Origin of the sequence: Roseobacter sp. TSBP12, from assembly GCF_009129705.1 — a bacterium.
GTDB classification, from domain to species: Bacteria; Pseudomonadota; Alphaproteobacteria; order Rhodobacterales; family Rhodobacteraceae; genus Celeribacter; species Celeribacter baekdonensis_A.
In genome coordinates this window covers 1-13795 of record NZ_PYIB01000053.1, presented here as the reverse complement: position 1 = coordinate 13795, position 13795 = coordinate 1, and the positions used below count along the sequence as shown (strand labels likewise).

13 protein-coding genes are annotated in these 13795 nt (G+C 57.5%); 7 read left to right on the top strand and 6 right to left on the bottom strand.

The genetic code is table 11. The annotated features are described in order from the left end of the window. Positions 1–185 precede the first annotated feature (185 nt). Together C8029_RS16140 and C8029_RS16135 are read right to left on the bottom strand one after the other, a co-directional pair. Positions 186–827 (bottom strand): pentapeptide repeat-containing protein, encoded by a 642-nt coding sequence (locus tag C8029_RS16140; protein WP_009573023.1) that lies wholly within the window; start codon positions 825–827, stop codon positions 186–188. Between the two features lie 79 nt (positions 828–906). Continuing rightward, positions 907–1614 carry a M48 family metalloprotease gene (locus C8029_RS16135; protein ID WP_009573022.1) on the bottom strand — a complete coding sequence of 236 codons (708 nt, stop codon included), beginning with the start codon at positions 1612–1614 and terminating at the stop codon, positions 907–909. Positions 1615–1767: 153 nt separating this feature from the next. Here C8029_RS16135 and C8029_RS16130 point away from each other — a divergent pair, with 153 nt between their 5' ends. After that, positions 1768–2007 (top strand): DUF8831 family protein, encoded by a 240-nt coding sequence (locus C8029_RS16130; RefSeq protein WP_009573021.1) that lies wholly within the window; start codon positions 1768–1770, stop codon positions 2005–2007. 9 nt (positions 2008–2016) lie between these two features. Here C8029_RS16130 and C8029_RS16125 read toward each other — a convergent pair whose 3' ends face one another. After that, positions 2017–2280, bottom strand: coding sequence for a DUF167 domain-containing protein (locus C8029_RS16125; RefSeq protein ID WP_009573020.1), 264 nt, complete (start codon positions 2278–2280; stop codon positions 2017–2019). A 110-nt stretch (positions 2281–2390) separates the two neighbouring features. On the opposite strand from C8029_RS16125, the gene C8029_RS16120 reads away from it, so the two are divergent. Both C8029_RS16120 and C8029_RS16115 read left to right on the top strand, forming a co-directional pair. After that, positions 2391–2969: a nitroreductase family protein gene (locus C8029_RS16120; protein WP_009573019.1), complete on the top strand. Its 579-nt coding sequence runs from the start codon at positions 2391–2393 to the stop codon at positions 2967–2969. Then, positions 2969–3664: an EI24 domain-containing protein gene (locus C8029_RS16115; RefSeq protein ID WP_009573018.1), complete on the top strand. Its 696-nt coding sequence runs from the start codon at positions 2969–2971 to the stop codon at positions 3662–3664. Before C8029_RS16120 ends, C8029_RS16115 begins: the two co-directional genes overlap by 1 nt. Before the next feature lie 2 nt (positions 3665–3666). Here the strand turns inward: C8029_RS16115 and C8029_RS16110 are convergent, their stop codons facing one another. Together C8029_RS16110 and mce are read right to left on the bottom strand one after the other, a co-directional pair. Beyond that, positions 3667–3948 carry a DUF1467 family protein gene (locus C8029_RS16110; RefSeq protein ID WP_009573017.1) on the bottom strand — a complete coding sequence of 94 codons (282 nt, stop codon included), beginning with the start codon at positions 3946–3948 and terminating at the stop codon, positions 3667–3669. 27 nt (positions 3949–3975) lie between these two features. Continuing rightward, a complete protein-coding gene (mce, locus tag C8029_RS16105) occupies positions 3976–4380 on the bottom strand; it encodes a methylmalonyl-CoA epimerase (RefSeq protein WP_009573016.1) in 405 nt (134 codons plus the stop codon). Positions 4381–4555: 175 nt separating this feature from the next. Here mce and C8029_RS16100 point away from each other — a divergent pair, with 175 nt between their 5' ends. Then, positions 4556–5275, top strand: a complete 720-nt coding sequence (locus C8029_RS16100) for a response regulator (protein WP_009573015.1) — start codon at positions 4556–4558, stop codon at positions 5273–5275. 189 nt (positions 5276–5464) lie between these two features. Here the strand turns inward: C8029_RS16100 and aspS are convergent, their stop codons facing one another. Then, entirely contained in the window at positions 5465–7255 is a 1791-nt protein-coding gene (gene aspS / locus C8029_RS16095; RefSeq protein ID WP_009573014.1) for an aspartate--tRNA ligase, read from the bottom strand. A 204-nt stretch (positions 7256–7459) separates the two neighbouring features. Here aspS and C8029_RS16090 point away from each other — a divergent pair, with 204 nt between their 5' ends. The 3 genes from C8029_RS16090 to C8029_RS16080 form a co-directional block, all read left to right on the top strand. Then, positions 7460–8773 (top strand): glycosyltransferase family 87 protein, encoded by a 1314-nt coding sequence (locus C8029_RS16090; RefSeq protein WP_009573013.1) that lies wholly within the window; start codon positions 7460–7462, stop codon positions 8771–8773. Positions 8774–8871: 98 nt separating this feature from the next. Beyond that, positions 8872–12231 (top strand): carbamoyl-phosphate synthase large subunit, encoded by a 3360-nt coding sequence (carB, locus tag C8029_RS16085; RefSeq protein WP_152003291.1) that lies wholly within the window; start codon positions 8872–8874, stop codon positions 12229–12231. A 345-nt stretch (positions 12232–12576) separates the two neighbouring features. After that, positions 12577–13795, top strand: a 1219-nt coding sequence (locus C8029_RS16080; protein ID WP_152003290.1) for a DEAD/DEAH box helicase, incomplete at its 3' end; no start/stop codon positions are given.

Sequence of the window (13795 nt, the reverse complement as noted above, 5' to 3'; positions counted from 1 at the left end):
TTGAAACTGTTGTGGGCACGATCTGAACACGTGTCCAATTCGAATCTCAACCCTCAGGCCATGGTCGGCATGTGAGGATCGAACCTGTCGCGGTTTTGGGTCGCACAGGGCAATATGGTTGGCGCAGATTCCAGAAACCAACGGTCATGGGGTCGGCTTTGAGTGTCTGAAGACATCCCCGCCGCTCAAAGAACCAGCACACCCAACCCGTGCAACAACTCTGTTGCTTGGTTTTTCGAAATGATCGCGCCTTTAAAGCAAGTCGCCGTCGAGAAGGTCAGAACGCCAAGGTCCGCTGCCCGCAGGTCTGCACCTTCAAAGCGCGCGGTCGCAAGATGCGCATTTTGCAGGCGGCAATTGTCAAAGGTCGCATCACGAAAATCACACCCGGCCAGATCAGCCTCGGTAAAATCGATGCCATCCAAGTGACATTTTCGAAAATTCATTTCGCGCAAAAATGCACTCGATAGAAGGGAGCCGTTGAAGTCTATTCCAAGTGCACGCGTATCCTTAAAGTCTGCGCCTGTGAGCTTACAATCGTGAAACTTGGCGCTGGACACATCCGCTCCCGTCCAGTTTGCAAGAGACAGGTTGCAGGCCTGAAAATGCGCATCCGACAGGCGCGCGTAACTGAAATCAGCTTTGATCGCTCTGCACGTCAAGAATGTGCACTCTTCCATGAGTGCGCTTCTAAAGCTGCAATCTTCGAAAACGCATCCCTCAAATCGAAACTGTGACAGGTCCATCCCATCAAAACGCTGCGCACGAAACTCGCATGAGATAAAATCCGTCCTGTCGAGATTGCTGATGTCCTCAATGATCTCCATTGGTGGCCAAGCGTCCTTTCCACGACGTTACATCGTGGGTCATGCAATGTGTTTGGATTGTGCGCCCTTCGGCACGGACCTACAGCGTCGCCATGGTCCGGCGCACGGTTTCGATCCGTTGCGTGTTCGGCGGGTGCGAGCCAAGGAAGCGATCGCCCGGATCGGGAATGCGGGTAAAATATTCAGCTCCGCGCACCGGGTTATATCCGGCACGATAGGCGATCACCGTGCCCAATTGATCGGCCTCCAACTCATAGGATTTCGAATAGCTCCGCGCGCCCACCGTGGCACCGATGTTTTGCGCGGTCTCAATCGTCGAGGCATCCCCCCCAATCGCCGCAATCAACACGCCGCCCAAAAGCGCGCCCGTGATGGCCGTCTGCTCCGTGCGTGCCAAGTGACCCGCGATGTGATGCGAGGCCTCATGCCCCATCACAAAGGCCAATTCGTCGGTGTTTTGCACATCCGCGATCAAAGCGACGGTAAAGGTCAGGACAGGCCGACCGTTTGCGTCCAGAGATTGCCACGCGTTCGAAGGGGCTTTGGGATCGGTTTCGACCACAATTTTGAAATCGCAATTCGCCCCAGCGGTGCGGGCGCGACATTCGCGTTCGGCCACGGGTTCGACCCGAGCGACGACCGCGGCAAAATCACTGACCGAGACGGAGCCAGATCGCGACACAGGCGGGGACATAGATTGGGATTGCGGGCGGCTGTCCACAGGCGGTGTCGTGGTCATGTCGACACAGCCGGACAATAGCCCCGCGATCATCACAGTTGCGAACATGTGTTTCACGTTAAAGACAGTCCTTTTTCATCACACCCGAAAGACATGACATCACAGAGATATGCGCCTTAGAAATAGGCGCATGTTGCGCCCCTGGCCAGTCACACAAATGTGCGCACTTGCATTCGGCCATGGGCAGAGTAGCATCGGGACATGTTTACCATTGAACACGACTTCGACGCCACCGTTGTGACCCTTATGGACGAAGGTGAATTCGTCCTGCAAGAGGATGTCATCATCAATGCCTTTTCCGAATGCGTGACGATCGAGCAGCTTGATCCACGCACGGATCGGGTCCAGAAAATCACCCTGTCGATGCGGCAATTGCATGATCTGGGTGCGGCTTTGGACCTCCCCGAGGGGGCGTATCGGTTGACGCCCGTCAAAGACTAGACATCAAAATCAGCTCCGGCGAAACACCTTGTCGCGCGAGGTTTCGCCGCGCACCAGTTCGAGCGTGGATTTGGCAATGCCCAAAGATTTGGCCAAGAGTTTCACCACGTCTTTCGTCGCCTTGCCGCCTTCGGGTACGGTTGTGACATAGACCCGGACTTGCCCGTCCTCCACCGTCACAACATTGCGTGAGGCTTTCGGCGTGACGCGCACGGATAACATATCGCCGTCAAACGCCGCCTCAATCGCCTGTTTCAACGCCTCTTTGTCCATCTTACTCGTCTGTAATTGCTCGGCTTATCGGCCTAATTGCATTTGCCCGGTTGAATCTGACTGTAAAACCTCCGACATGAAACATCAAACGCGCAACCAAAAGGCCAGACATGCCCAACCCCAATTCTGCCGCCCTCGATTTTTTGCTCACCCGTCGCTCTCGCCCGGCCAAAACATTGGTCGCACCGGTGCCGGACAAATACGCGCTCAAACCGATCCTGACGGCCGCCCTGCGCACACCGGATCATGGGAAACTGGAGCCTTGGCGGCTGATTGTGTTGGAAAAAGCGGCGCTGACGCGACTGGCCGGGATGATCGCGCCTTTGGGGCACAGCCTCGGGATCGACCCGGAAAAGATCGAAAAAGCCCGCCACCAATTTGCCGATGCCGATCTGGCCGTGACGGTGGTGTTTTCGCCAAAAGACAGCGAAAAAGTCCCCCATATCGAACAGCTTTATTCCGCAGGCGCTGTCTGCCTGTCGCTTTTAAACGCGGCTTTGGCGGCGGGTTGGGGGGCCAATTGGCTGTCGGGTTGGGCCTCGCATGATCGGTCTTTCGTGGAAAACGGTCTTGGCCTTTTACCGCACGAAAGCATCGCAGGCTTCATCCACATCGGCACAGAATCCTGTGCCCCGCCCGAACGCCCCCGCCCCGAGTTGGATCAGGTTGTAAGCTGGGTGGATCAGTGATGTTTGGCGATTTTTCCAAGGCCTTAGGGCAACTGAGCGACAAACGCTTTCAGGCCGTGTTGCTCAAAGGATTGGGCCTGACCGTGGCGCTTTTGGTTGCAATCTATCTGGCCTTTGTCTGGGTCATCGGGGTGTTTGTGCCGGACACATTCTCCCTGCCCTTCATCGGTGAGGTGCATTGGATCGACAATGCGCTCTCAATCGGCTCGTTCTTCTTTATGATCCTGCTGTCGATGTTCTTGATGGTGCCGGTGGCCTCGGCCTTTACCGGGATTTTCCTCGAAGAGGTGTCGGAGGCCGTCGAAGACCGGCATTTCCCCGGCCTGCCGCCCGTGCCCCGTCAAACGATCTCTGATTTGGTGATCGACAGCTTGGGCTTCCTCGGTGTGATCGTCGCGGCCAACCTTGTGGCACTAGTGCTGTACCTGTTGCTCAACATCGCCGCCCCGGTGATCTTTTGGGCCTTAAACGGCTTTCTGTTGGGACGGGAGTATTTTCAAATGGTTGCGATGCGTCGCCTTGGCCGCGAGGGCGCAAAAGCGGCGCGCAAACGCCATATGCCGGAGATTTGGCTGGCCGGCGCTTTGATGGCCGTGCCTTTGTCGATCCCCGTGGTCAACCTGTTGATCCCGGTGCTGGGGGCCGCCACATTCACCCATATGTTCATGCGGCTTGAGGGCAAACAGATCCGTTAGGCTTAGCTGTCGGCCACGGACGGCAGATTTGCCGTCCAGTCCATATCGTGCCAGGTGATGCCGCTGTAGCTGATCAACCCGACAAGGACGATCCAGATCGCTGTGGCAAACACCGTCACCCAGATCGCTTTGCGTTTGGGATTGTAATTGGCCGGGGCACCGTCATGGGTTCCGGCCACTTTTTCACCCATGTCCCCTTGGGTTTTCAACCCGATGGGCAAAGCGATGAACATGGTCATGAACCATGTCACGGCATAAAGCACGATTGCAGAGGTGATCGCCATGACGCGCTCCTTTTCGGTTCAACCGACTTAGACTTGTTCCAACTCGACCAGACAGCCGTTGAAATCTTTCGGGTGCAAAAACAACACCGGCTTGCCATGCGCGCCGATTTTCGGTTCGCCCGTGCCCAAAACCCGTGCGCCCGCCTCTTTCAACTTATCGCGCGCGGCCAAAATGTCATCGACCTCATAGCAAATGTGATGAATGCCACCCGCCGGGTTCTTTTCCAAAAACCCGTTGATCGGGGAGTTTTCACCGAGCGGGTACAACAGCTCGATCTTGGTGTTGGGCAATTCGATAAACACCACGGTCACACCATGATCCGGCTCGTCTTGCGGCGGATTGACCTTAGCGCCCAGCGTGTTGGCATATTGCGCCGCAGCGGCGTCCAGGTCAGGCACGGCGATGGCGACGTGGTTGAGGCGTCCGATCATGATGTTTCCTCCAAAAGGCAGCTCTTTGGCCCCAGCTTATCACCCGCAGCGGGGTGCCTCGCAAGGGCAAAGCGGCAACGTTTTGCGCAACCATTGTCCAGCTTGTCTCTCGGTTAACCGCTCATTCACCAGTTTTGCGGTTAACTCTGAGTCGCACTGGATGGAGCTGTGACCAATGACCGATGATCTTGAAAGCCTGTTGGCGCCCCAAAGCCCAACTCCCGAACGCCCTCTTTTGGGTCTGACTGTTCTTGTTGTCGAGGACAGCCGGTTTGCCTCTGAGGCGATGCGGCTTTTGTGTTTGCGCTCGGGCGCGCGTATTCGCCGCGCCGACAGCCTTCAGTCCGCACGTAAACATTTGCGGGTCTACCGCCCAAATGTTGTGATCGTGGATCTTGGCCTGCCCGACGGATCGGGCGCGGAATTGATTGACGAATTGAGCCACGCCCGCCCCGGCGTTGACGTTATTCTGGGCATGTCGGGTGACAGTGGTGCTGAGGCACTGGCTTCGGCGGCCGGGGCCAATGGGTTTATCGAAAAACCGATTTCCTCGCTGGGCGCGTTCCAGGAAAAGGTTCTCTCTTGCTTGCCGACGGGCACGCGCCCCACCGGGCTTCATGTTATCACTGACGAAGAAATTTGGCCGGACAAGATCGCGTTGCAGGATGACTTTGTCCATATCGCCGATCTTCTGACCACCGATGGTGGCGAAGATATGTTGGATTACATTGCACAATTCCTGTCGGGCGTGGCACGCACGGCAGGCGATGCGGAAATGGAAACGGCGGCGCATAGCTTGGCCGATCACCGCGAACAGGGGCTGCCCTATGGCTCTGATCTGGCGCGGATTGCCGGGCTGGTTCAGGCCCGGATCGAACCGCGCAAAGTGGTGTGATCCACGCGCTTTGGAGGCTGTGACGGCGATACCCATCCAAAAGCGGTGCCGCCTCACATCCCAAAAGCAAAAGGCGCGAAGGATGCCCTCGCGCCTTTTCTCGGTTTCAAATTTCACAGCCCTGAGACTGCGCCGCGGCCCCGCCTGTTCAGCACTGAAACAGCCCATTGGGCCGTTGTCCGAGCCGCCTCACTCTTGTGGAATGACCCGGATGTTCAACTCGCGCAGCTGTTCATTGGTCGGCTCGTTCGGAGCGCCCATCATCAGGTCTTCGGCGCGCTGGTTCATCGGGAAGAGAATGACTTCGCGGATGTTGTCCTCATCGGCCAAAATCATCACGGCCCGATCAATCCCAAGGGCACAACCGCCGTGCGGCGGCGCGCCGTATTGGAACGCGTTGACCATGCCGCCAAAGCGTTTTTCGACCTCATCCTTACCGTAACCGGCCAGTTCAAACGCCTTGAACATGATCTCCGGCTTGTGGTTGCGGATCGCGCCGGACACCAATTCATAGCCGTTACAGGCCAGGTCATACTGCCAACCCAGCACCTTAAGGGGGTCACCCTCAAGCGCGTCCATCCCACCTTGCGGCATGGAGAACGGGTTGTGTTCAAAGTCGATCTTGCCGGTTTCTTCATCCTGCTCGTAGATCGGGAAATCGACGATCCAGGCGAATTTGAACGCATCGCGCCAATTTTCATCCTCGGGAGCTTTCGGCGTCTCTTCCCAGATCACGGTGCGGGCTTTGCCAGCGACACGTTGGAAAGATTTCGGTTTACCGCCCAAGAAAAAGGCCGCATCACCGATCTCAAGACCAAGCTGTTGACGGATCGCTTCGGTGCGTTCCGGGCCGATGTTTTTGGCCAAGGGACCGGCGGCTTCCATCTGTCCGTCGGTTTCCCGCCAGAAGATATACCCCATCCCCGGCAGGCCCTCTTGTTGAGCGAACTTGTTCATCCGGTCGCAGAATTTGCGCGAGCCGCCTTTCGGGGCCGGAATGGCGCGGACTTCGTTGCCCTCTTGCTCCAAAAGCGAAGCAAAAATGGCAAAGCCAGAACCGCGGAAATGCTCGGACACGTCCTGCATCTTGATCGGGTTGCGCAGGTCGGGCTTGTCGGTGCCGTACCATAGTGCGGAATCGCGATAGGAGATTTGCGGCCAATCGCGGTTCGACAAACGGCCTTTGCCGAATGTGTCGAACATCCCGGCAATCACCGGCTCCATGACATCAAAAATATCCTGTTGGCTGACAAAGGACATTTCCATATCGAGCTGATAGAAATCGGTCGGCGAGCGGTCGGCGCGCGGGTCTTCGTCGCGGAAACACGGCGCGATCTGGAAATATTTGTCAAAGCCCGACACCATCAACAGCTGTTTGAACTGTTGCGGCGCTTGCGGCAGGGCATAGAATTTGCCCGGATGCAGGCGAGACGGCACGAGGAAGTCGCGCGCGCCTTCGGGGGAGGACGCGGTGATGATCGGCGTTTGGAATTCGTTGAACCCGTTGCCCCACATACGCTGACGCAGATCTTTGACCACGTTGGAGCGCAGGATCATGTTTTGTTGCATCGCCTCACGACGCAGATCGAGGTAGCGATATTTCAGGCGGGTCTCTTCCGGGTATTCCTGATCACCAAAGACCATCAAAGGCAATTCTGCCGATGCGCCCAGCACTTCGATATCGCGGACAAACACTTCAATCTCGCCGGTGGGGAGTTTGGTATTTACAAGGCTCTCATCGCGGGCCTTCACGGTGCCATCAATGCGGATACACCATTCCGAGCGGACCTTTTCCATGGCGGAAAACGCCGGGCTGTCGGGATCGCACAGCACCTGAGTGACACCATAGTGATCGCGCAGATCGACGAAGAGGATACCACCGTGATCACGGATGCGATGCACCCAACCAGACAGGCGGACAGTGTCGCCCACATTGGATGTGTTCAAATCGGCGCAGGTATGGCTGCGATAGACATGCATTGACTTTGGCCCTTTGGGTATACGGATGGTTCCTGCCGATACACCCGTCCGAGGCCGGAAAGTCAAGGGCGGGCACACGTGAAAAGCCCCGCCCCCTTGTCGGGCGCATGTCTAAAAGGTTAAGCAAACGCGACCACCCGTTATAAAACAAAACATATTATACTGAATTTTCGTTACTAGGTGACGCGTTCAAGAGGTAGGCAGATGACTGAATTTTGGCGCAGGGTTCTGACCGGCAACGACTGGCTTGGTTTGGCCTTGATCGGTGCCTTTGCCCATATGTGCTACATCACCCTGCTTTTGAAAGGATATTTTGCCACCGATCTGAGCGCCTTCTACGCGGCGGGACTTGCCATCGCCAATGGCACACCGGACATCATGTTTGACACCGTGCCAACGGGGTTGGTGATTGGAACCCCTGAACGGATTCAATCCCTGATGGCCGACGCCGGTCTGCCGATCGACCAAACCCCGCCCTATCTCTACCCGCCGATTTGGGCCTATCTTCTGGCGCCTCTCACCCGCGTTTTGTCAATACATACGTTTTTTGATGTGATGATGGGGGTCCAGTCCTTCATGCTGGCGATGATGCCCTGGATCGGTTATCGAATCGCACGTCCCCGTACGCTCAAAGCCCCGATCTGGCTGCTCTGCGGCTTTTTTCTGTTGTTTGTTTCAACGACCAATCTCACAGCCGTTGCCCAAAACCAGTTACAGATCACAGTCACCTTTATCACCATGCTCGGCCTCTTGGCCCTGACCCGAGGCAAAAGCAAAACCGCAGGCGTGCTCATCGGAGTTGCCGCAGCACTCAAAATCGCACCTGCCGCCTTTGGGCTTTTGTTGCTGATCCGACGCGATTGGCGCGCGCTTGCGGCAATGGCCGTGACGGGGCTGGGTCTCTTGGCCATCAGCCTGATGTTTGGCGGGCTGCCACTGCACCTGACGATGCTTGAACGTCTTCAGGACATCAATGCGGCCACGATCCTCTCAAGAGCCAATCTTTCGCCGGAAATGGTGCTCTATGAGTTACGCCGTGTGGTTTTGAGCATCCCGCCCAATGTCACGCGCATGGGGACGAGCGCGGTTTTTGATGCGCCAGCTTGGATTCAAATCCTCCCGAAACTGTGTGTCCTCGGTGCGCTCATCTGGATTGTGATCATTCATTTGCGCCATCACACCACCGTAGGTCTTGACGCGCTGGTGTTGTCGCTGGCGGTCGCTTTGTTTGGACCGCTGTCCTGGATGCATTATTTTGTCCTACCGCTCGCCCTGACCCCCATATTGTTCACCGTGTTCACGCCCCGCACCAGTTGGCTCTGGGTCATCGCGGGGGGATTTTTGACATCCGTTGCACTGACCGTCAGGCTCAGCGACCTGAACCAAGATGTGATGTGGTCGCCCATGCCCGCAACCGGGTATTACCTCGCTTTATTCGTGGCATTGCTCATCCATGCTGCGGTCATGCCACGGTGCAAAACCGCCAACGGTGAAATTTCGGCAATATCCGCCACCTAAAGCCTTGCACCCACGGTCTCCATAGCTATAACCCACGACAATTTGCGCGCACCCTGTTAGAGGGTACGCAAAAGCTGCTCAAACATCCGGGGTCCGCCATGCCGAAGAGAACCGATATTTCCTCCATCATGATCATTGGTGCGGGGCCGATCATCATCGGGCAGGCCTGTGAATTTGATTACTCCGGGGCGCAGGCGTGTAAGGCGCTCAAAGAAGAGGGCTACCGGGTCATTCTGGTGAACTCCAACCCGGCGACCATCATGACCGACCCGGACATGGCGGATGCAACCTATATCGAACCGATCACCCCCGAAGTGGTCGCCAAGATCATCGAAAAAGAGCGCCCTGATGCGCTTTTGCCCACCATGGGCGGACAGACAGGTTTGAACACCGCGCTGGCGCTGGCGGATCTGGGCGTGTTGGACAAATTCAACGTCGAACTCATTGGTGCGAAACGCGAAGCCATTGAAATGGCAGAAGATCGCAAATTGTTCCGCGAAGCGATGGATCGTCTTGGCATCGAGAACCCGAAAGCCACGATCATTGCCGCGCCGAAAAAAGACAATGGCAAATATGACATCGCGGCGGGTCTGGCCGAGGCGATGGACGCGCTCGAAGACATTGGCCTTCCGGCGATCATCCGCCCCGCCTTCACCTTGGGCGGCACCGGCGGCGGCGTGGCCTATAACCGCGACGATTACGAATTGATCTGCCGCTCTGGCCTTGAAGCCTCGCCGATGGCGCAAATCCTCGTGGACGAGTCGCTTTTGGGTTGGAAGGAATATGAGATGGAGGTGGTGCGCGACACCGCCGACAACGCCATCATCGTCTGTTCGATTGAAAACGTCGACCCGATGGGGGTCCACACAGGCGATTCCGTCACCGTGGCCCCGGCGCTGACGCTGACCGACAAAGAATACCAACTGATGCGCACCCATTCGATCAATGTGCTGCGCGAGATAGGCGTCGAAACCGGTGGGTCCAACGTGCAATGGGCGGTGAACCCGGTCGATGGCCGCATGGTTGTGATCGAAATGAACCCGCGCGTGTCGCGTTCCTCGGCGCTGGCCTCGAAAGCCACGGGTTTCCCGATTGCCAAAATCGCCGCAAAACTGGCCGTCGGCTACACACTGGACGAGTTGGACAACGACATCACCAAAGTCACGCCCGCCTCGTTTGAACCGACCATCGACTATGTCGTCACCAAAATCCCGCGCTTTGCCTTTGAAAAATTCCCCGGCGCTGTGCCCGAACTCACCACCGCAATGAAATCCGTGGGCGAGGTGATGGCGATTGGCCGGACCTTCCACGAATCAATGCAAAAAGCACTGGCCTCGATGGAAACGGGCCTCACCGGCTTTGACGAAATCGACCTGCCGGACATGCCGACGCCTGCGCAAATCATTGAGGCGGATGGCGAAGACGACACGCTGTCGCGGATTTTCTTGGGCGTGGATGCCACAGCGCAACAGATGATCGACAAAACCATCACCCGCGAACTGGCCCGCGCCACGCCGGACCGTCTGCGCGTGATCGCCCAAGCCATGCGCTTTGGCTTTACCGATGAAGAAATCAAAGAGATCAACAGCTTTGATCCATGGTTCCTGGCCCGGATTCGCGAGATCCTTGAGGCCGAAGCTGGTGTGCGCAAAGAGGGTCTTCCGGTGACCGAAGCGGGCCTGCGCAAACTCAAGATGTTGGGTTTCACCGACGCGCGTTTGGCGACATTGACCGGACGCGACGAGGCCAATGTCCGCCGCGCCCGCCGCAATCTCGGCGTCAACGCCGTGTTCAAACGCATTGACACCTGCGCCGCCGAATTCGAGGCTCAGACCCCCTATATGTATTCGACCTACGAATCCCCGATGATGGGTGAAGTCGAATGCGAAGCGCGCCCCTCTGATCGCAAGAAAGTGGTTATTCTGGGCGGCGGTCCGAACCGCATCGGCCAGGGCATCGAGTTCGATTATTGCTGCTGTCATGCCTGTTATTCGCTCACCGAGCAGGGCTATGAGACGATCATGATCAACTGCAACCCCGAGACCGTGTCGACCGATTACGACACTTCGGATCGGTTGTATTTTGAACCGCTGACCTTTGAGCATGTGATGGAAATCCTGCGCGTTGAGCAAGACAACGGCACATTGCATGGTGTGATTGTTCAGTTCGGCGGTCAGACGCCTTTGAAACTCGCGAAAGCGCTTGAGGCGGAGGGCATTCCGATCCTCGGCACCTCGCCGGACGCGATTGATCTGGCCGAGGACCGCGAGCGGTTCCAGGACCTCGTCACCCGTCTGGGCCTGAAACAGCCGCATAACGGGATCGCATCCACCGACGCGCAAGCCCTTGCGATTGCAGAGGATATTGGCTTCCCTCTGGTCATTCGCCCGTCTTACGTTTTGGGCGGTCGCGCGATGGAAATCGTGCGCGATATGGATCAGTTGAACCGCTATATCTCCTCCGCCGTGGTGGTGTCGGGCGACAGCCCGGTGTTGTTGGATCACTACCTGTCGGGCGCCACCGAGATCGACGTCGACGCCCTGTGCGACGGCACAGAGGTGCATGTCGCCGGCATCATGCAGCACATCGAAGAAGCTGGCGTTCACTCCGGCGATTCCGCCTGTTCGCTGCCGCCCTACTCGCTCAAACCCGAGATCATCGAAGAGCTGAAGGTCCAGACCAAAGCTCTGGCACTGGCGCTCAACGTGGTTGGCCTGATGAACATTCAGTTCGCGGTCAAAGACGATGAGATTTTCCTCATTGAGGTCAACCCGCGCGCCTCGCGCACCGTGCCGTTTGTCGCCAAGGCCGTGAACAGCCCGATCGCCTCGATCGCCGCGCGCCTTATGGCGGGTGAGAAACTAAGCGATTTCACTTTGGTTGACCCAAGCAAAACCGGGCGTTTTGCGGTGAAAGAAGCCGTTTTGCCCTTCGCCCGCTTCCCCGGTGTCGATACGATCTTGGGGCCAGAGATGCGCTCCACCGGCGAAGTCATGGGCACTGACGCGACCTTCGCGCGCGCCTTCCTGAAGGCGCAAATGGGTGCGGGCACCGACCTGCCAAGCGAGGGCAAAGTGTTCATGTCGGTGAAAAACTACGACAAGAAACCAAAGATGGTGGAAGCCGCGCAGACCTTGGTCGAGCATGGTTTCGAGATCATCGCCACCCGCGGCACAGCGAAGTTTTTGCATGAAAACGGCGTGGCCTCGACCGTTGTAAACAAGGTCTACGAGGGCCGCCCAAACATCGTTGACATGATGAAAAACGGCGAGATCGCTTTGGTCCTCAATACGACCGAGGGCACACAAGCTATTGATGACTCGCGCGAAATCCGCAAAGTCGCGCTCTACGACAAAATCCCCTACTTCACCACAGCCGCCGCATCCCACGCCGCCGCCATGGCGATCAAATCGCGCACCGAAGGGGAGATCGAGGTCTGTAGCTTGCAGGATATGTAAGCCCCCCAAACGCACGAACACATCCCCAAACGCCCTGCTTTTTTGCGGGGCGTTTGGGGTCGGTTTTGCAGCGCAGCGATAAACCTTGACTTATCCCCCAAACTATCGCATCTGTCGCCCATCGACACCCAATGCTGCCGCGTGAGCAGCCGCGTTCATGTGAAACGCCTCAGGTGGTCGGTGACGGGCGGAACACGCCCACAAGGTTCCCAAATCACGCAGGGGTCCGGCGGAAAGACGGGGCGGGCATGTGGCCCTCACCGGAGACCTTTTCCGCGACCATTCAAGCCGTCCCATTTTGGGGCGCGTTTCGCGTGTGGGTTGCCGCCCACCCAAAGGATATACATGACTGATTTTTCCACGCTCGGCCTCAAGCCGCGCCTTCTGACGACCTTGGCCGAAATGGGCCTGACCGAGGCCACCCCGATCCAATCCCGCGCCATCCCCGAAGTGATGAATGGCCGCGACGTGATGGGTTTGGCTCAAACCGGCACCGGCAAAACATTGGCCTTTGGCCTGCCGCTTTTGGACATGGCGCTGAGTTCGGGCGACAAACCCGCGGACCGCACCGTGCGCGCGCTGGTTTTGGCACCGACCCGCGAGTTGGTGAACCAAATCGCCGACAGCCTGTTCCCCTTCATGAAGGGCACCCACCTCAAGCTCAACCGTGTTGTCGGTGGCGTGTCGATCAACACCCAAATCAACCGTTTGCAACGTGGCACGGACATTTTGATCGCCACTCCCGGTCGTTTGATGGACCTGATCGACCGCAAAGCGGTGCGCCTGAATGAGACCAATTTCTTGGTGCTCGACGAGGCCGACCAGATGCTCGACATGGGCTTTATCCATGCGCTGCGCAAACTAGTGCCGATGTTGGCCAAAGAACGCCAGACCATGCTGTTTTCGGCCACCATGTCGAAACAGATGAACGAGATTGCCCAAAGCTACCTCACCTCCCCGATCCGCATCGAAGTCTCGCCTGCGGGTAAAGTGGCCGATAAAATCGACCAAGAGGTTCACTTTATCCCGCAACCCGAAAAACTTGACCTGCTCAAAAAACTTCTGGGCGAGCATAAAGACGAACTGGCCTTGGTGTTTTCGCGTACCAAACATGGCGCGGAACGGATGAGCAAACAACTGACCGCCGCGGGCTTTGTCGCCGGGTCAATCCACGGCAACAAATCCCAGGGCCAACGCGAGCGCACCCTCAAAGAGGCACGCACCGGCAAGATCCAGGTGCTGGTCGCGACCGATGTGGCCGCGCGTGGCATCGACATCCCCGAAGTGCGCCACGTCTACAACTACGAGTTGCCGAACGTGCCGGAGAATTTTGTGCACCGAATTGGTCGGACCGCGCGGGCGGGCCGCGCCGGCAAAGCGATTGCGTTTTGTGCGCCTGACGAGCTTGGCGATTTCCGCGCGATTGAAAAAGTGATGAAACTGTCGATCCCGATTGCCACGGCGGCCTCTTGGGCCCATGCCGACGCGAAAGCCCCGGCAAAGGCCAAACAAGGCGGCGGTCGTCGTCGGGGTGGTCCCGGTGGCGGCGGCGGCTTTGGCGGCG

What these genes read in the sequence shown, in the direction of transcription:
- C8029_RS16140 (WP_009573023.1), bottom strand. Translation starts at nt 827, where the DNA reads ATGGAGATCATTGAGGACATCAGCAATCTCGACAGGACGGATTTTATC.
- C8029_RS16135 (WP_009573022.1), bottom strand. Translation starts at nt 1,614, where the DNA reads ATGTTCGCAACTGTGATGATCGCGGGGCTATTGTCCGGCTGTGTCGAC.
- C8029_RS16130 (WP_009573021.1), top strand. Translation starts at nt 1,768, where the DNA reads ATGTTTACCATTGAACACGACTTCGACGCCACCGTTGTGACCCTTATG.
- C8029_RS16125 (WP_009573020.1), bottom strand. Translation starts at nt 2,280, where the DNA reads ATGGACAAAGAGGCGTTGAAACAGGCGATTGAGGCGGCGTTTGACGGC.
- C8029_RS16120 (WP_009573019.1), top strand. Translation starts at nt 2,391, where the DNA reads ATGCCCAACCCCAATTCTGCCGCCCTCGATTTTTTGCTCACCCGTCGC.
- C8029_RS16115 (WP_009573018.1), top strand. Translation starts at nt 2,969, where the DNA reads ATGTTTGGCGATTTTTCCAAGGCCTTAGGGCAACTGAGCGACAAACGC.
- C8029_RS16110 (WP_009573017.1), bottom strand. Translation starts at nt 3,948, where the DNA reads ATGGCGATCACCTCTGCAATCGTGCTTTATGCCGTGACATGGTTCATG.
- mce (WP_009573016.1), bottom strand. Translation starts at nt 4,380, where the DNA reads ATGATCGGACGCCTCAACCACGTCGCCATCGCCGTGCCTGACCTGGAC.
- C8029_RS16100 (WP_009573015.1), top strand. Translation starts at nt 4,556, where the DNA reads ATGACCGATGATCTTGAAAGCCTGTTGGCGCCCCAAAGCCCAACTCCC.
- aspS (WP_009573014.1), bottom strand. Translation starts at nt 7,255, where the DNA reads ATGCATGTCTATCGCAGCCATACCTGCGCCGATTTGAACACATCCAAT.
- C8029_RS16090 (WP_009573013.1), top strand. Translation starts at nt 7,460, where the DNA reads ATGACTGAATTTTGGCGCAGGGTTCTGACCGGCAACGACTGGCTTGGT.
- carB (WP_152003291.1), top strand. Translation starts at nt 8,872, where the DNA reads ATGCCGAAGAGAACCGATATTTCCTCCATCATGATCATTGGTGCGGGG.